Annotated in this window: 13 protein-coding genes; 4 read left to right on the forward strand and 9 right to left on the reverse strand. The window is 47.0% G+C overall.

The window, feature by feature from the left end; genetic code table 11:
* Positions 1 to 6 precede the first annotated feature (6 nt).
* Together V1L65_RS18520 and V1L65_RS18525 are read left to right on the forward strand one after the other, a co-directional pair.
* Positions 7 to 219, forward strand: coding sequence for a DUF3006 domain-containing protein (locus tag V1L65_RS18520; RefSeq protein ID WP_331700709.1), 213 nt, complete (start codon positions 7 to 9; stop codon positions 217 to 219).
* Positions 220 to 249: 30 nt separating this feature from the next.
* Complete coding sequence (locus V1L65_RS18525) at positions 250 to 1,035, forward strand: DeoR/GlpR family DNA-binding transcription regulator (protein ID WP_331700710.1); 786 nt, start codon at positions 250 to 252, stop codon at positions 1,033 to 1,035.
* A gap of 243 nt (positions 1,036 to 1,278) precedes the next feature.
* Here V1L65_RS18525 and V1L65_RS18530 read toward each other — a convergent pair whose 3' ends face one another.
* Together V1L65_RS18530 and V1L65_RS18535 are read right to left on the reverse strand one after the other, a co-directional pair.
* Positions 1,279 to 2,388 carry an SGNH/GDSL hydrolase family protein gene (locus V1L65_RS18530; protein WP_331700711.1) on the reverse strand — a complete coding sequence of 370 codons (1,110 nt, stop codon included), beginning with the start codon at positions 2,386 to 2,388 and terminating at the stop codon, positions 1,279 to 1,281.
* A gap of 61 nt (positions 2,389 to 2,449) precedes the next feature.
* Positions 2,450 to 2,848: a hypothetical protein gene (locus tag V1L65_RS18535; protein WP_331700712.1), complete on the reverse strand. Its 399-nt coding sequence runs from the start codon at positions 2,846 to 2,848 to the stop codon at positions 2,450 to 2,452.
* Between the two features lie 170 nt (positions 2,849 to 3,018).
* Between V1L65_RS18535 and V1L65_RS18540 the strand changes: the two genes are divergently transcribed.
* Positions 3,019 to 3,396 (forward strand): hypothetical protein, encoded by a 378-nt coding sequence (locus V1L65_RS18540; protein WP_331700713.1) that lies wholly within the window; start codon positions 3,019 to 3,021, stop codon positions 3,394 to 3,396.
* Positions 3,397 to 3,813: 417 nt separating this feature from the next.
* Here the strand turns inward: V1L65_RS18540 and V1L65_RS18545 are convergent, their stop codons facing one another.
* The 7 genes from V1L65_RS18545 to V1L65_RS18575 form a co-directional block, all read right to left on the reverse strand.
* Entirely contained in the window at positions 3,814 to 4,827 is a 1,014-nt protein-coding gene (locus V1L65_RS18545) for a zinc-dependent alcohol dehydrogenase (RefSeq protein ID WP_331700714.1), read from the reverse strand.
* Positions 4,828 to 4,869: 42 nt separating this feature from the next.
* The gene (locus V1L65_RS18550) at positions 4,870 to 6,378 is read right to left on the reverse strand and encodes an S-layer homology domain-containing protein (protein ID WP_331700715.1); all 1,509 of its coding nucleotides are present in this window, start codon (positions 6,376 to 6,378) and stop codon (positions 4,870 to 4,872) included.
* 21 nt (positions 6,379 to 6,399) lie between these two features.
* Positions 6,400 to 9,129 carry a DUF4855 domain-containing protein gene (locus V1L65_RS18555; RefSeq protein ID WP_331700716.1) on the reverse strand — a complete coding sequence of 910 codons (2,730 nt, stop codon included), beginning with the start codon at positions 9,127 to 9,129 and terminating at the stop codon, positions 6,400 to 6,402.
* Between the two features lie 24 nt (positions 9,130 to 9,153).
* Positions 9,154 to 12,219, reverse strand: coding sequence for a heparinase II/III domain-containing protein (locus V1L65_RS18560; RefSeq protein WP_331700717.1), 3,066 nt, complete (start codon positions 12,217 to 12,219; stop codon positions 9,154 to 9,156).
* 12 nt (positions 12,220 to 12,231) lie between these two features.
* On the reverse strand, positions 12,232 to 13,128 hold the full coding sequence (locus V1L65_RS18565; RefSeq protein ID WP_331700718.1) for a carbohydrate ABC transporter permease: 897 nt from the start codon (positions 13,126 to 13,128) through the stop codon (positions 12,232 to 12,234).
* A gap of 11 nt (positions 13,129 to 13,139) precedes the next feature.
* A complete protein-coding gene (locus V1L65_RS18570) occupies positions 13,140 to 14,090 on the reverse strand; it encodes an ABC transporter permease (RefSeq protein WP_331700719.1) in 951 nt (316 codons plus the stop codon).
* 257 nt (positions 14,091 to 14,347) lie between these two features.
* Positions 14,348 to 15,970: an ABC transporter substrate-binding protein gene (locus tag V1L65_RS18575; RefSeq protein WP_331700720.1), complete on the reverse strand. Its 1,623-nt coding sequence runs from the start codon at positions 15,968 to 15,970 to the stop codon at positions 14,348 to 14,350.
* 337 nt (positions 15,971 to 16,307) lie between these two features.
* On the opposite strand from V1L65_RS18575, the gene V1L65_RS18580 reads away from it, so the two are divergent.
* Positions 16,308 to 17,726 carry an extracellular solute-binding protein gene (locus V1L65_RS18580; protein WP_331700721.1) on the forward strand — a complete coding sequence of 473 codons (1,419 nt, stop codon included), beginning with the start codon at positions 16,308 to 16,310 and terminating at the stop codon, positions 17,724 to 17,726.
* Positions 17,727 to 18,028 lie beyond the last annotated feature (302 nt).

Below are 18,028 nucleotides of genomic sequence, written 5' to 3' on the forward strand. Positions count from 1 at the left end.
TGGACCATGAAAGGCATTATAGATCGCTTCGAAGGCAACTTTGCTGTAATTGAGATAGGTGGCGCAACGAGCAGCGTAAATAAATCTTTCGTCGATTCTGCTGCCAAAGAGGGCGACGTCGTCACGCTTGTTGATGGCGTATGGCAGGTAGACGCTGAGGCAACAGCGGAGCGCAGCAAGCATATGAAAAGCTTAATGGATAGTGTCTGGGAAGATTAAAAGGCCGATGCCGCAAGGAGGTTCACTTCAATGTCTCTAGTAGGCGAAGAACGGAAAAAACATATATTGGAGCTTATCGAAGCGCATGAAAAAGTGACTGTTGATCATTTGGCAGACACTTTTGATGTTTCGCGGGAAACGATTAGAAGATACTTAAACGAGCTTGAAGCGCAGGGCAAGCTGAAAAAGGTGTACGGCGGTGCGATCAAAGTTTCTTATGGCAAAATAGAGCCGGCTTACACGGAAAGAGAAACGCAGCATATAGCGGAAAAGTCAGTCATCGGCAAAAAAGCGGCCGAGCTGATTAAGTCCAATGAATTTATTTTTATCGACGAAGGCAGCACTACGCTGCAAATCATCCCTCATTTGCTCAGCATTCCGGCATTAACGATCGTAACCAATTCCTTTTCTATTATCAATTTATTAATGAGATATGAGAAGCAGCAAGCATTTACGGGCAAAATCATATTTTTGGGCGGAGAGGTAAACTCGCTCCATCAGCGGGTATGCGGAACGTTTTCAGAAAAAATGCTTGAAAATTTCTATGTGGACAAAGCCTTTATTTCAATTGACGGAATCACGATGGACCATGGCATTACGAGCCTTGATGCTGCCAAGGCGACACTGTCCAGCCGCATTATTGCGATGGCTAAAAATAGCTACGTTGTAGCCGACCATTCCAAAATTGGCGTGCGTGATTATTATAAAATTTCCGATTTAAACGCGATCGACTATATTATTTGCGACAAACAGCCTCCGGCAGAGTGGCAGTCCTATTTAAAAGCTAATCATACTTACTGGGTTACCGCTAATTGAATCCGCTAATTGAATGCCTTATAAGGATAAATGGCTCCGCCGTCCTTTGGAAAGGCGCGTCCTTAGCCTAGGAAATGCCGTTTCAAGGTTCGTTCCGCTATTTTGCTTTCCACGCTATATCGCTGCTGCATGGCGAGCCATAGCGGAACGCCCCTTCCTTCTTTCCTTTTTTCTCACCTTCTTTCTATCCTTCTTTCTTTCCTTCTTCTTTCCTTATTTCTTTCCTCTTGTCAATCTTCAAGCTCAATCAACAATTTGAAGAAGCTGCCTGAATATAGGTGTTAAACCGTCAGCCATTCGCAAAAAGCCCAAATCCGTCGGGTGGACGCCGTCAACTGTGCATTCATGAAAGGCTGTGTCTCCAAGCAGCTGCGAGCCGTCAAAGAAATAAATCGCCTGGTCTCCCTTTTGCCTGCATTGCTGCACAAAGCCCTCCTGGAAAGCTCTTCTTTGTAAAGCTTCTTCCCTCATTACGGGATTGAACACTTCCTGTGCATAAGCAATTTTTGATACTACTAAAATAGGGGTGTCAGGATGCTTTTCCCTGTAAATCCGTACAAATTCCGGCATTGTATTTTTCAGCATATCTAGCCCCAAACTGTTCGCTTCATAATCCAGCACCAGCAAAGCGGGATTTTCAATCTCCGCGATATTATGCGCAAGCTCAGGCTCTCCCTTGCCGCTTCCCGAAAACCCTAGATTAATAAATTCAAGCGGTATGCGCCTGCTTAATATATTGGTATAGGCCATGCCCGGGCGCGCGGCACAGCCGCCTTGCGTAATCGAAGTACCGTAAATAATAACTTTCTCCTGAGACAAATAAGCAGGCGGCGCAGTTAATACCGCTTCTTCATCTAACCCGATAAACACTTCCTCCACACCCATATAGAGCGGAAAATGCAGGACGATGTTTTTAAGCTCAGTGCCATAATTGCTAAATAAAACCGTTTCATACTCCGAATCTTGAACAGGATACTTTGATACACCGCTAAATATAAACTCACCCTCTGCCTCAACATAACAATCAAACCCGCACTGTCCCGTTGCAGGCATATGCGTCATATTAGCTCTTTCATTCAGCTTCACACGAATCGATAAATGACTGGTGGTAGACTGAAACTTGATTTGTCCGCCGGCTGTATTGCCCGCCAAAAAATCAACCGCCTCCGGCAATTTATGCGAAGGGCGGACAGGCAGTCTGCGATATACATGATCCTGCTCCCGCCATGCAAAGCCAGCAACATAGAACGGCTCCTCTAATGGCGAATACCAGCGTATGCTGCCGCTCTCAACTTTACTTGCCTTCATATTCTCGTCATACTTTTCAATTAAATTTTCACCGTTAGAACTCATATTTACATCCCCCAAATCACTCATTGTTTTGTCGGTAGTTACCCTCTAGTCCCAACACACGTTAAATATTCTTTGCTTTTCCAATTGTTCCTGCGTATATTTGAAAATATTTCTTTTTAAATTCAACCGTATACGACCGAACAACGGTAACTAACGAAACTGACGAGATTGTCAATGCAGGATGGATGATGCAACAAGCAGTAGAAGAGGTGACACTGCGTTCAAGTTTGGGCTTCCGACCGCTGTTGTACGCCAATTTTTTGGCACCTAAGCACCTATGAAACCTGTAATGGTTAAATTGGCCTACAAAGGCGGACGCTGCCGCTTCTCCAGTCCCAATCTTGCTCTCCGTTACCTTTTTTCTTTTACTTAACAAATGTTGCTCGCAAGGAATGGACATGGTCACACGTTCCGTTATTTGCCTAAAAACCGCCATTTTCTTCGTTTCGCGGTCACGCATTCCGCTATACGGCTCCAAATGGTTACTTTCTGCGATTTATGGATCAATAACGGAACGTCTGCCACTTTGCCGCCTCAAAACTACGATTTCGAGCGTATTAACGGAACGTCTGACCGATTCTGTATGAATTTTCATATACAATTGTGCATTTTGAGGTAATTCAGCGTAATGTGTATGATTTTTCATATACAATTGCGTTTTTCGAGGTAAATCAGCTTAATGTGTATGAAATTTCATATACAATTGTGCACTTTGAGGTAATTCAGCGTAATGTGTATGATTTTTCATATACAATTGCGTTTTTTGAGGTAAATCAGCGTAATGTGTATGATTTTTCATATACAATTGCGTTTTTCGAGGTAAATCAGCTTAATGTGTATGAAATTTCATATACAATTGTGTTTTTTGAGGTAAATCAGCTTAATGTGTATGAAATTTCATATACAATTGCGTTTTTCGAGGTAAATCAGCTTAATGTGTATGAAATTTCATATACAATTGTGTTTTTCGAGGTAAATCAGCGTAATGTGATGATATTTCATAGATGATATTTCATATACAATTGGCCATTTTGGGGTGGCGCTGATTGAGCCGTTTTGAGGAGCAACGACAATAAAAGTGAGCTATTTTCGTTGAAATAGCGCTTGCCTGTTTCGTTAGAATACATGTAGAATCGTTTATTAAATAAAAAAGAATCTAGATGCTCAAACTGTACTTAGCTACCACGAAAACTTGCCAGTCTTCATTTTAACTTAGCTGCCACAAACACTTGCCAATCTTCATTGTAACTTAGCTGCCACGAACACTTGCCAGTCTCCATTGTAACTTAGCTACCACAAACACTAAAGCAAAAAAAGTAAGCAAAAGCAAGGGCAGCTTGCCCTCCACTTTTGCTTATTTCTTTTTCTTATTGCCCTTTCTCTTAATGCTTTATTTATTCACAACTACTCAAACAGTACTACACGCTAGTCATAGCGGATTAACACACCAAGCGCAGAGCCCTGCTCCGCAGCAAGCTTCGCATAGCCATTATGCGCTTCAGGAAGCGAAAACTCGTGTGTAATCAGGGAATGGACAGGAAGCTGCCCGCTTTCCAATTGCCGTACAAACTCCTGCATATTTCTCCCTTCCGTCCAGCGCACATAGGACTTCGGATAATCGACCCCATCATCCTCATACTGCTTGTCATACCTGCCGGGACCAGCTGCTCGCGCAATGACCAGGTCAGCCTCCTTCTGGAAAAACAACTCGCGTGAAAAGTTCATTGGAATATTGCCTACGACGGCGATTTTGCCGCGAAACGCCAAACGCTCCAGCGCATAGTCAATAATTCCGACTTTTTGAGAATGCGCGCATAGCAATATCGCGTCTACCCCATGCTGGTCTGTCAGCTTATTAATGGCCATATCAATCGATAACAGATCATCGGCAATGCATACATTGCTAATCCCGATAGCTCGCGCCAGATTGCAGCGCCCTGCATTTTGATCTGTTGCAAACACTTGATAATTAGAATTCAATGCCAGCCTGGCAATCAATTGTCCAAGCAAGCCGAGTCCTACAACCCATACAATTTCGCCAAACTGCAGGTTCAAGCGCCGCAGGCTATGAATCGCAACGGCGCCCGGCCCAATAAATGCAGCAGGTTTCAACCACTTTTCAGAAGATAAACGAACACATAATGTTTCAGGAACGGAAAGCCGTTCGGCATGATACACATAAGGGCCGCCATAACAGGCGACATAGTCCCCTTTTTTCAGCGTAGTGACGCCTTCCCCCACCTCCATCACTTGTCCGGACGCACTGTAGCCGAGCTCGAAGCCGTTCGGTACGAGCGGATTGCGCAATAGCTGGAGCTCCGTACCTGGGCTGATCGCAGAATAGCGCACCTCAATCAGCACCCTGTTTGCTTGATCAAAACGCGGCTCATCCCCATTGGCTATCAACGGGCTTCCGTCGCTTACTACTATTTTTCTCATGCTGCCTCCTCCGCTTCCCATTATCTCTTTTTGGAATTAAGTTTATTTTTTCAAAAAATTATAAATAACTTGAGCCATCTCGGCTCGCGTAGCAGAGCTTTTGGGATGAAACTGCTTCTTCTCATTGCCTTGAATAAGCCCAAGCTGATAGGCGACTAATACAGAATCGGCTGCCCATTCAGATATTTGGGACTGGTCCTCAAAAACGATTTCCAGCGGACTTTCGTCAGCGACGCTGCGATTAACCTTGTATGCTCTGACCAGCATCACTGCCATTTCCTCGCGTGTTACCATTCGGTCAGGCTCGAAGATTGTTTCCGACACGCCCTTAATAATTCCGGCCTCCGCCAAAGCCGCAACGTCATCGGCGTACCAGGCAGCAGGATCAACATCGGCAAAGCCTGCTTTTTGTTGTACGGAGAGACCGAGTGTGCGATTCAGCAGCGCCGCCATTTCTGCGCGTGTTACCTGCCTGGCAGGCGCATAGTCAGCATCGCTGATTCCTTTAATAATATGCTTGGCAGATAACACCTTCACCCCCTGATAGGCCCAATGGGAAGGAGGAACATCGACAAACGACTTGTCATAAGTGAGCACGCCGTACAGACCGAGATCGCTTATCCTTGTTGTGAACGATGAAGGCTCCTTGCCAGCTTCACCTTTTCGGAACTCCAACTCGCTTTTATCCGAAATCCTGTAAATACCTGCAAGCGTTAAGTCTGCATTCCGATTCAGCATAAAAGTAATTTGCAGCGGCTGCTTCAGAAGTAACGTCTTTATTTCTTCGCCGGTTTTCAAATCGACGATAGCAAGCTGTAATCGAATAATCTCTCCTTCTGACCTAATATTGGCCGCAGAAAGTTTAGAGGCTCTATTCATAAGAGCTGCTGCTTCATTTGCAGATAAAGGAGCAGCCGTTAAGGAAATTCCCATATTCGCTATCTGCTCCATTTCAATTTGCTCTAAAATTACCTGCAAGGCTTCAGGGGAAATACTAATCATGGCATGGCCAATTGCAATATCCAGCTGATTGCCGCCTGCAGCCTCGGCCGCTTTTCCTCCCAGCAGCACGCCCGCTTTGCCCGCAGGGACCTCTAACGCAATCTTGCCATCCTTAGCCGTTCTAAGCAGGCTCTCGTCAACAATCATTAAATCAGGCCTGGGCGCAGAAGGAGCGACAGGGAATGACGCTGGCGGCTGTGAGGGCTGACCCCCGTCTGTCGGAAGCTTGAATGATAACTCGAGCGGCGCTTCAAGATCGCTGCTGCCCACATAGGCCGTATAATTTCCCTTCAGCGGATCAGCAATTGTAAATTGAAAGCTGTATGCCGCTTCCGAGCTGCTCGCCAGCTGATTAATATGCTCGATTTGGCCAGCAGGGTTCTTCACCAAAAGCGTTACCTGCTTGCCGGCAGACAGCACTGTACCTGTTACGCGGACTTGCTTGCCTGTCACTTCTACTTGTATCGTAGGCTGCAGTCCCTCCCCATATGCTGCAGCGACCGATATTCCGAATAATAGGCAGCAAATGATGATTGCTTTTCTTATCACAAGGTTTGCCTCCTCGTCTATTTATTCATTCACTGCAATATGAATTGGCTCGGATAATGGAATCATTCCGTCCAGGCTGTCCCAGACGAAGCATCTCACTTCGTACTGCCCTGTCTTGGGAAGCTTGATCAAGCCAGTTACTTCAACAGATTTGCCGCTGTCGAGCGATTGGCTGATTGCATTGTAAGAAACAAGCTGATTGGACGCTTTGTCATAAAGCCCCATAATCAGCGTCATTTGAGCCGATGAGGTGCTTCTCACTGTAGCTTTAACTGTTACTTTCGCTTCCTCCCCCAGCTTGAAGGACGTCTCCGGACTCAGCTTTACGATCTCAATGGGCAAATTGAGCACTGCAAGCCTATTCAGCAGGCGTGTTTTATTCGGACCGTCCGGCAGTACGTTCACTAGCGCCTTTGCTGCTTGAATGTCGCGAGGCAGGAAGGTCGCCTCTGCCTGAACTACGGCGGAGCTTGCCGACGCATAACGCGCAGCCTCTGTTCCTTGCTCGATATCACTGGCCGTAAAATTCGTATACTGAGAGCCATCGACATCCGTCATGGAGCCAGTCGAGCTCAGTACAAAGTCTCTGCCTGAAATCGCGCTGTCCGAAACACCCGGTTTTATAGCAAATTGAAGGGTAACAAGCTCCGGTGCCCCTGCCAGCGGATTGCGCCGCTCTATCAAATCTGCAAAAATAGCATCCTGCGGATCGTCGACTGAAAATTCAACTTTTAAAAGGCCAGGCGTACTGTGATCGATCTCAACATTAGCTTTAGAGGATGCAGGCACGACAAAATCGGTATAATCTACCTTGGTTGCATCGTACAAAACTTCCATTGAACCGCTTACGTAATGGTTGGCCAGCGGCAGCTTGATCGCCGCAGTCATCTTATTTTTATTGGCAATATCCGTTATCAAATTAGCAGTAAATCTTCGCTCATACTGCCCCGTCTTATACTCATACACCCGGTCATAAACACTTCGCCTTATAGCTGCCAAAGAATCGGGAACTTTCTTCGGATCAAGCGGGCTAAAAGCATATGCTCCGTCTACAATCGGCATTGCAGCCATGTAATACGTATTAAAAGTAGACGTCATATAACCTAGCGATTCGCCGTAATTCAAATACTGAGCCAGCGTCCGGTAATCGTCATATTCAATTTCCACAGACGCTCCTACTCGTTCAGCCAGCTTTGTAATTTCAGGGAAAATATTTTTTTTACTGGCATTGAAAGCAAAGCCCGGCTGAATCGAAGCGGCCGTAAAGCCCAAATCCCGCCATACGTAAGGAGAGCTTGGGCCGATGTACGGAATCCAGGTAAAGAAATAATCTTTATCCTTTAAATAATCCGCAGTGAACCGAATTGCATCGACCTCGCCTTCCGCTTCCAAAATCCGTTCGTGGTACCAATAGAAACTGTCCAGCGTTAAATTTTTATAGCCAGCCTGCTCGAAGCGCTCTATTACCTCATCGATATACCATTTAAAGGCAAGCTTTTTATTTTCCAAAGCAAGGCGGTTCATCTCAAGTTTGCCTTCTCTGGAGCCAGGATCATCCACCTGATCGGCAAAATCAGCCGGGAGGGTGCTTAGCTTGCTGCCGTCTCCATAAATATCGCCGAAATTCGAACTGCTAACAATCCAAGGAATCGACATATTGATTCTTACTTTTTTGTCGGTTCCAAGCTTGTCATTCACTTCCCCTGCCGCCCAGTCGATTGCCCCGAACTGCGTATCCTCTTTAAAAATAAAATCGAGATAAGCTAGCAGGTCCTGCTTGGTGACAAATTTGGCTGCTCCGTTGCCGTCAAAGCCTGACGGTGTAACCATCGCAACGACCGGGATAGCGAGTAAATCATTGAAATACCAGTCTTTTATATCCCCATGAATATCAAGATAACCAAGCATAGCCAGCGCCTTTTCTTTTGTCCAATCTGTAAAAGCTTTGTCAGCCTCTCTCATCGGACCCGAATACCATAAAAATTGATCCTCGATATTGGCGGCTTCCCCGGTTCCCGCTTCCGGCAGCCTGTCGAAATGAAGCCCGTCATGAACATCAGGCGGAATGATCGCGTTATCGATTACCCCATCGTGGCCTGTCACTTCAATTTCATCCGCCCAGCCAAACGTATTAATAACAAATACGAGCTTTACGTATCTCGCTTGTACATTCAAGGGCGAGCCATCCAAATATTCATCAAGCTTATATATTTTGCGGTGCATCGAATTTCCGGCCGTATCGGCAAAATAAAGCGGAACATCCGGCTCGGCAAGTCCGACATACCGGTAATCCGTGCCATCATTTGAAACATAATATCGGACATTGAGAGGCGGTACAATTCCGACACCGTTCGTTTGACCGAAGCCAATCTGAATCCGGTTTACTGTATGGATCTGTTCCAGATCGACAACGACCTCACGCTTCAGCTTGCGATAGAAAACGAACCAGTTGGATGTATCCTCCCAGTTTCCCAAATTGCCGTATTTACCGTCTGTCAGCATTCCTCCCTTCGATAAATCAGTCGTTTCTTTTCCGTATGCGCCAATGCCGGCGATTTTATCAAATACATCATCAGGCTGAGTAATCGTTACAGCTTTGTTAAGCGCCAAATTAACAGGCTCCGCCTCATTCACCGCGCTTTCCTCGCCTGCATCAGCGTTCGCGTATGCCTGCATGGGGAATGCACTGCCTAACATTGCCGCCAAAATACAAACAATAAGAGCCTTATAAGTTCTTGCTTTCCTATTCATTCCTAATCCTCCTCGAGAGTAAGATTAAATAAAAGCCAGTTCAAAGCCCGTTAGCAGCTCCAATATTTCGAATGCTTCGCCATCTGCGAAAGGGACTGATATATGCGCCCTGATCCGCTTCAGCTCTGGGATTGCAACTATTTCAGCAAGCCCTCCCTTCTGCCCCTTCATCCATCTTCCGCGGAACGGAGTATCCCTCTCGCCGCCTCCCATAGCATCTGCGCCAAGCGGCAGCGGATACAAGGTTTGGATAATATCCGATTCCGTCTTATGCACAACTCCTTTGGAAAGTACAAGCGAATCACGCAGGTGAAGCTTCATCAACCCGCCGTCTTGCGTAACCTGCTGAATAGGATATATGGAAGATTGATCAAAGCCTTGAGGCCGTATTTTGGCAAAAGCGCAGCTCTTACCCGGATTAAAGGCAGCTTCGCCATTTTCAATCCAAACGGCAGACTCCTTTTCATCAACCCGAACGATGCGCATCCAGCGCTCTGCGCTGCCGTTTTTTTCGTACTTTCCGTATCGCATCGACTCTGCACACAAGCAGGTACCGTCCATTACCTCGCCGCCGGCATCCAAACGCATCCACGCGCTTCGTCCCCGGATAAGCCAATCCTGGCCGCGCACACTTACCGTAATCGCTTGCCAGCCCGGGCTGTATACCCAATAATCTGTACAGCCGTCCGCCAGCTGCACTTCAATAGCCGTTACAATTGTACCCGCAGCTTGGAGCCCGCTTACCTGACTGACGCATTTCTCGGCTTGTGCCGCATTCGCATCCGATGCGTAAAACACAGCGGCATACTGCTTCTTCGCTTGACTGCTTCGCTGAATCATAATAGGATGCTGAGCTGCTCCATCCAAGCTTGGACAGCTTCCCGTAAATATGCGGTCGCCCGACTCGCATAGCCCGATCCACGTCAGCTTTGTTCCGCTCTTTGCCGCCCAGCTAGCCTCTACGAATCGTTCAGCCCCCTCGTGCTCCTTCACACCATAAATAAAGCCGTAACCGTTATTCGGCTCCGGAGTCCACAATCTCGCCTCTTCCCCTTCAAGCAGCTCGGAAAAAGTCTCCCCTGTAGTCAGCCGCTCGCCTAAGCTTAACCCCGGCTTATCATAATACAGCTTTTGCTGCGAATCGACGCCAGCCAGTGTCCAATGCAAAGCGGGCTTCTCTACTGTTCCGCGAAGCTGAAGCGTACTTTCCTCATGGAATGCGTGAAACGCATAATCCGTCGTCTCGGCGCCCTCTACATAAAAAAAGTCGACGACATAGGATTGGCCGTTAGTTAAGGAAGCAACAGCGAGCATTCGCCTGTAATCGTCAATGCCGTACAGGCGAGGCGCGCGGCCTTCCATCGCGCTTACCTGCTTCTCCTGCTGCAACCAGGTAAATTCCCCGCCGGCAAACGGCTTGAAGAGCTGCCCTGAACGCAGCATCGAATCGCCATTAACGACTACCGTATTATGCGCTATCGCTTTGCTGCCCCAGCCCAAATGCGCATTCGTGCCGTATATGCCGTAGCCGATATCTGCCGAAATTTCCTTGCCGCAATCATAAAACTGGCAGGCCAGCACATCATCATGGGCATGGGTTAAATTCGGCCCCAGGCGCATGAATACGGCAGCATCCTCCGCCCCTCGAATAATGCCGATGCCCGCTTGCCCCATAACGGTATTATGCTTGGGCAATGCATATTCGATTTCCGGCAAAGCTGCCGCCTCCTGCGGATGGCGGAAGAACAAGTCGATCCCCCTGATTCCAAGCCGCTCCTGAATCGACGGATAGACCTGAAGCATAATCTTGCGAGCTCTATCGCGCAGTTCGTTGGAAGGAGCGAATTGATAGAAATAAAGAGCGGCTCTGTACGCTTCCAGCAATAATTCGGGATTAGCTGTCCGTCCTACGAAGCTGTCCTTGCCCCAATCGCCATAGGAGGGCAGATGGCCATGACAAAGCATGTCCAGCGGATTTTCCACAGCAAAACGAAAAAATCTGTCACATGCAAAAGGGTGAAAAGCTTCCAGCTGCTCTTTCGTTGATGCCCGCAGCGCTAGTAAAGCAATATCAAGAAAAATCGTGCCTGTAAACAGCGAATAGCCGTATGAGCCTTCATAGTACATACCGTCACGGCCAAGCGCATTGTAGAAGTATGCTTCAACTGCAGTACGCCCCCACTCGCAGTAATCATCGCGGCCAAGCGCCAGCCCTACCGCAAGCATGGCGCGGACGCCATCCGACTCATGATTTTGCAGATTGGTCAGATTGCCATCCTTCAGGTCGTAATAAGGGCCTCCGGGCTCAGTCAGCATATAATCATTCAGCATAGCTTCAATATTGCTGCGTATTGTTCCGCCTAAGCCCAAATGCTCTAATGCCGGCGAAGGCACATCCAATAGTCCGTTTAACCCGCCGAGCCAGTCATAGGCCTGTGCCAAAAACAGTTTAATGCGGTGCACGATGCTGGTCAGCATATGCAATCTTCCGATTTCAAACTCGCTGCCGAACGCCGTAAAATCTCTTGGGCCGATTGAACCCGTATTTATAGCGGCAAAAGCATCTAATATAACGATCGCTCTTTTGGCATAACGCACATCGCCAGTCAGCATATAAAGATAGGTCAGCTTGGTGACTAGCCCTTCATGATTTCTAACGCCGCCAAGCAGCTCTCCCGCATAATAAAAATTCCACATGCCTATCAAATAGTAAGCCTTCGAGCCGATTTCCAATCCAGCGCCTGAATCCGGAAAAGCATCGCTCGGCATAACCGCTCGGCAGCTTGGACATGTGATTTTTTTGGCAGGCAGCTCATTAATAGACGAAAACATGCCGTGCTGCTTTGCCGGCTCCATAGGGAAGGCAGTGCCGCAAGCCGGACAGCCCGATATGCCGTATGCGAATACCTCATCCTTCATGCCGAGCACGCAAGAGTAAATCTGCTCCTCGCTAATCTCCAGCCACTGCTCACATTGCCGCTTCCACTGTTCAAATGCCTGCCGCGCCCAAGCAAACTGCTTCAAATTTTGCCTCGCAAGCTCGATATTGCTTGGTTCCAGATATAGGCCGATATTCGGCTTTACGTTCATCCTGTGCACCTCCTATCCTTTTAGCGATCCTATCATGACGCCCTTCACAAAATATTTCTGTATGAAAGGATAGACGAGCAAGATCGGTGTTGTCGCGACCATAATCGTTGCCGCACGGATAATATCCGGCGTAACTACACTGTTAGCTTTCGTAGGATCATACGTATCGTATTGCTGAAACTGCGGTGAGCCTTCAATAATGATTTTTCGCAGCACGTTGCCAAGCACCGTCTTCTCCGGACTGCTTATATACAGCAGCGAATCGAACCAGGCGTTCCAATGGGCAACCGCATACCATAGCGATATCGTAGCAATAATGGGCATAGACACGGGAAGCACGATGCTAAACAGGACGCGAATATCTGTAGCCCCGTCAATTTTAGCGGACTCCTCAATTTCCTCCGGCATAGCCATAAAGAAGTTACGAACGATAATCATCGTAAAGGCAGCGATCAAGCCCGGCAAAATTAATGAAAACCGGTTATCGAGCAGCCCCAACTCCTTGATGAGCAAATAGTTAGGGATTAATCCGCCGCTGAAAAACATCGTAAAAACGACTAAAGACGTATATAGATTACGGTTCGGCAAATATTTTTTGGACAGCGGATAGGCGCAAAGCACCGAAAATATAACATTAAGCGCTGTGCCGATTACCGTACGAAAAATCGTATTGTAATACCCGGTCCAAATCAGCTTGTTGGCAAAGACAAGTTCATAGGCCGCAAGCGTCGTTTCCTTGGGCCACAGCTTCAACCCGTACTGGTTGGCAGCAGCGGGTGTGCTGAAGGATACGACAATAATATTAATGAATGGATATACTGCCGAAAAAGCGAACAGAGAAAGAAAGATAATATTGGCGATATCAAATGCTTTCTCTCCAGCCGATTTTTTTCCTATAGTCATGGACATAGCTATGCTCCTTACCAGATTCCGTATTCGCTGAAGCGCTTGACGATAAAGTTAGTGACGAGAATTAAAACAAAGGCAATAACCGTTGTGAACAAGCCTGCCGCTGTTGCCAGACCGTACTCCATCTCGCCGATTCCGATCCGATAGGTATAGGTGCTCAGAACGTCCCCAACCTCATACACGGATGAATTGTAGAAATTGAAGATTTGGTCAAAATCGTCATTAATAATTCCGCCTACTGCGAATATGAACATGATCGTAATAACTGGCAAAAGAGATGGCAGCGTCACATGCAGCATCTGTCTCCATCGGCTTGCGCCGTCAACAACCGCCGCTTCGTATAAGGTCGGATCAATGTTGCTAAGGGCAGCCAGATATATAATTGAGCCCCAGCCGACCGTTTTCCAAACCTCAGTGCTTACCAGAAGCGTTCGAAACCAATCCCTGTCTCCAAAGAAAAATATCGGATCGCCGCCCAAGCTCGATATGAAATAATTGATGACACCGCGGGTTGGCGAGAAAATTTCAAGAAAAACGCCAGCCAATACGACCCATGATAAAAAATGCGGCAAATAGCTCAAGGTTTGAACGACTCTTTTAAAAATAATGACCCTTAGCTCATTTAATAGAATCGCCAGCACAACCGGAGCCGGAAATCCGAAAATCAGCTTATAAAAGCTAATAATCATCGTATTGCGAAAAGCGCGCGGGAAATCTCTCCCCGCGAACAGCTCCCTAAAATTGTCCAGCCCGTTCCACGGGCTCCCGAATATGCCATGTACAATTTTGTACTCCTTAAACGCAAGAGCAATTCCATAGATAGGAAAGTATTTAAAAATTAAAAAATAGAGCAGGCATGGCAGCAGCATATAGAACAAATAGCGGTTTTTCCAGTAAGAATTCAGCCATACTTTCAATCTTGACGGTTGCGGAGGCATACTTTTCATCTCGTTTGCATGCACGTTCTCTCTTCTCCTCCTTATAGAACGAGAAAGGCGACCCATAAACCTTTCGCCTTTCTCGCTTTTCAACTGCTTACTTTAAGAGGTAGTTCAAAAAGTCCAATTTTGATAACGAAGTAGCTCAGGAAGCGTCTCGACATCGAATATTGCATTCAACCGAAATCTCCAGTGCTCACGTACCTTTAAGTACGCTCCGCGCCTCCGATTTCTAGTTTCATACAATCTTCTCGGTTCTGAAAACCGGACTTTTTGAACACTCACTTTAAGGATTGCTTCCATTCGTTCGCTTCTTTCGTCAGCTGATCGCCGCCTTCATTTTTCCACTGCTCAACGAATTTATCGAATTCATCCAGCGGCTTGTCGCCGTTAATAATCGCGGTAAACGTATCCTGCTGGAACTTCACTAAATTGCTGTAATACTTGGATTCAGAAGGCAGCGGTGATTTGACCGCATTGGCGATCGAGCCGTCCGGATACAGGAACAGCGATCTCGTCTTCTCCACTTCAGCAGGGTCCTGCCACTTGCTTAAAAACTCAGGATTGGCAAATGGCGTGAACGTAATATGCAAGCCAAGCTTTGCCTGCTCATCGGTTTTACTGAACTGCTCCTTCATCCTAGGCATCAAGCCGTCCATATCGTAGGTCTCACCCAACGTGCCGAATTTAACTTTCATAAATAGATCGTAATCCCCGTAGATTGCATCCCATATCTGCATAATACGATGCTTCACCTCTGGGTCTTTAGCTTCTTTGCCGAAGGCCATATAAGTCGAACCCGTCATACCAGGCGCCGGTACTCCGGCCTTGCCGTCCGGTCCTTTCACTGGCTTGCCGTATGCGATAACAGCATTCGGATTCGTCTCGGCCATCAGCTTCGGATTGTCCCCGCCAGGGAAATTTTTGTCCGGGTTGGCCGGAGCCCAATGATAATAAGCACCATGGCTGGAAAGGCCGATTTTACCGTTTACAAAGTCATGCGATACCGCCCAATATCCGCCCTGGTTTTCTCCGTTAGGCAGCACCCACTCCGGGCTGATCAAATCATCCTTCTTCATCTGTCTCAGCACCTCAAGCGCTTTTTTCGCTTCAGGCGTTATGCCGCTCCATACGATTTCGCCATCGCGCTCTGTCCAAAATTCCGGATAAATGCCAAACGCTCCATATACCATTTGCATGCCTGTCTTGGACATGCCGTACGTATCCTTTTTCCCATTGTTGTCAGGATCGCCGTTGCGGAACTTCGTCATCGCATCAATTAACTCGTCTAACGTTTCGGGAACTTTAGAAATGCCGACTTTATCCAGCCAATCTTTTCTCCATGCCACAGCCCAGCCATACACGCCGTCCGTATTCAAGCTAGGTATACCCATATATTCGCCGTTACGCTTTACGTAAGTCCATGATTCAGGATTGTACTTATCTACAAGAGCCTTATAATTCGGCATATACGTATTCAGCTCTTCCTCGGTATACGTCACGGCTACCTCTTGATCAATAAACTTTGCCAGATCGGCTCCGTTATATACCGTCATAAAGTCCGGGAATTGTCCGCTCGCCATCTTTGTGCCAAGCAGCTCTTCACGCTTCGTTGCATCCATGTACCAAATGTTGAATTTTACATTGAACTTTTCCTCAAGCAGCTTCTTGCTTTCCGAATTGTCATCCACCGGCCCGTACTGATACGTCAGCCAGTTTAATGTAATTTCCTTGGCGCCTTCCGGCTCTGGCGAAGACGATTCGGTGGGAGCTGACGGCGATACAGAAGGCGAGCTTTGTCCACCGTTCCCATTATTGCTGGAGCACCCTGCAAGACTTACTGCCGCTACGATAACTGCCAATAACCCTGTGTAAAAAAATTTTTTAAACTTTAGCCTGTTCATGTCCTTACCCCCATCATCCATAATGTAAGCGCTGACAATAATTTGCTGAAACGAAGCTGATATACCTCGGTAATATTGTTTGCCTTTTTCAGCGGCACCCCCCTTGTTAAGCGATTCATTTGTAGTGTAGAATATAACTTATAAAATACATCACATCTAATGTGTTGATGTATAATTTCAATTCCATCATACAAATAAGTGTATTTAGTGTCAATCGTTTCATGTACACTACAATGCATCAGTTGAAATACATCAGGATAGACATGTTTTTTCTCGTTCGCACATTTCATTCGTACATTACATCATTTTTCTGATGTATGAAAAAGGAGCTTATACGATGACAACAACTTCCAAACGGAAGCCGTTTCAGGAACGCCTGGACTCTTTTGTCCAAAAGCTGCGCGAGCAGATTATGGACGGCATTTATCCTCCGGGCTCATTTTTGCCCCCGGAAATGAAGTTAGCCGAGCTGTATCAGCTGAGCAATAAATCCGTCCGCAAAGGGCTGGATACACTCGTAGACGAAGGGCTGATCGTCAAGATCAACCGGGTCGGCAATAAAGTAACTGGCACCGGCTCCAAGGAGCGCATCGTGCTGACGCTTGGCTGCAGCCCTTCAATAGAGCGCGACTTCGCTTTGCAGCAGCTGTTAGCTGATTTCCATGCACAGTTTCCGACAATTCAAGTGAAAACCATCCCCATTTCCTCTGGGCATCCGACTGTTGGAAATCACAACATAAGCACGTTCAAAAACTTTTTGGAGAATGGGATCGTAGACGTACTGTCCTTGAACCCCATGTACTTTGGGGAATTTGTCGAAAATAATTGCCTCGAGCTGCTTGAGCCTGTTGAGCAGCAGCCGGACATTTATCCATTTTTACAAAAGCCCTTCAGCTATGAGGACAAGCTTTATGTACAGCCAGTCGTTTTCTCGCCTATGGTGCTTTGCTACAATAAGGAGCATTTTCGCAAAATGGAGCTGCCGGAACCTGACAGCAGCTGGAGCTGGAGCGATGTGGTGCAATCTGCGGAGAAGCTGGCGATTCCCGGACAACGCCATGGGCTGTACTTCCATTTGCTGTCCGAAAACCGCTGGCCTCTTTTCATGCTGCAAAGCGGCATGACCTTTCAGCCTGCTGGGGAAGGGGAAACATGCGAGCTGGCGGGGACAAAGCTGCTGGATAATATAAAACAGGTGAAGCAGCTCGTCAATAACAGAACTATTTTTCCGGGGTACTTAATTGAAAGCAATGACGACGTCAACCAATTGTTTGTTGAGGATCGCGTATCTATTATTATTTCAAGCTATTTGAATTTGAATGAATTCAAGCATACCAATATTCAATTCGACGTTGCTCCATTGCCTTATACCGATTATCCAGCGACACTTTTAATTATCGTTGGCTTGGCTATTAACGCCAACTCGCCCAATAAGCATGCAGCCAATTTGCTGCTGCGTTATTTCGCCACCCGCAGAGCACAGCAAAAAATAAGAGAGTATACGTTGAGCATTCCTGCTTATAAACCGATCGCTGAGCAGACTGGCCAGGACAGCAAATCTCTTAACCGTCCGTCGCACTATGCCATGTTTCGCGAGCATTTGCGCTCAGCGCGGGTGCAGCGAGATCTCGGCTTAACCGATGTGCATTTCTATGCACTGCGCAGCCTGCTCAAAAAGTACTGGTCCGACATGATCGACGAAGACACATTGTGCAAGGAAGCGCGTCAGCAATTAAAAGGCTATGTGCTGAAATAAAGTTGATGTGCTCAACTTGGTGGATATGTGCTGAGCGAATGCTGATGTGCACACTTTGGTAGTAATTTGCTGATGAATGCGATGTGCATACTTTGGCGGTTATTTGCTGATGAAAGCGATGTGCATACTTTGGCGGTTATTTGCTGATGAATGCGATGTGCATACTTTGGCGGTTATTTGCAGATGAATGCGTGCTTGCTGATGGTTTTTTCGCCCGTTACCGCCTTTCTCACCTCTTCTTGCTTTCTAACGAAGATTAGAAGCGTTAAAGGACTAAAATAAGCTGTTTGAAAATTGTAACG

It is taken from the genome of Paenibacillus sp. IITD108 (assembly GCF_036541265.1).
Classification (GTDB): Bacteria; Bacillota; Bacilli; order Paenibacillales; family Paenibacillaceae; genus Pristimantibacillus.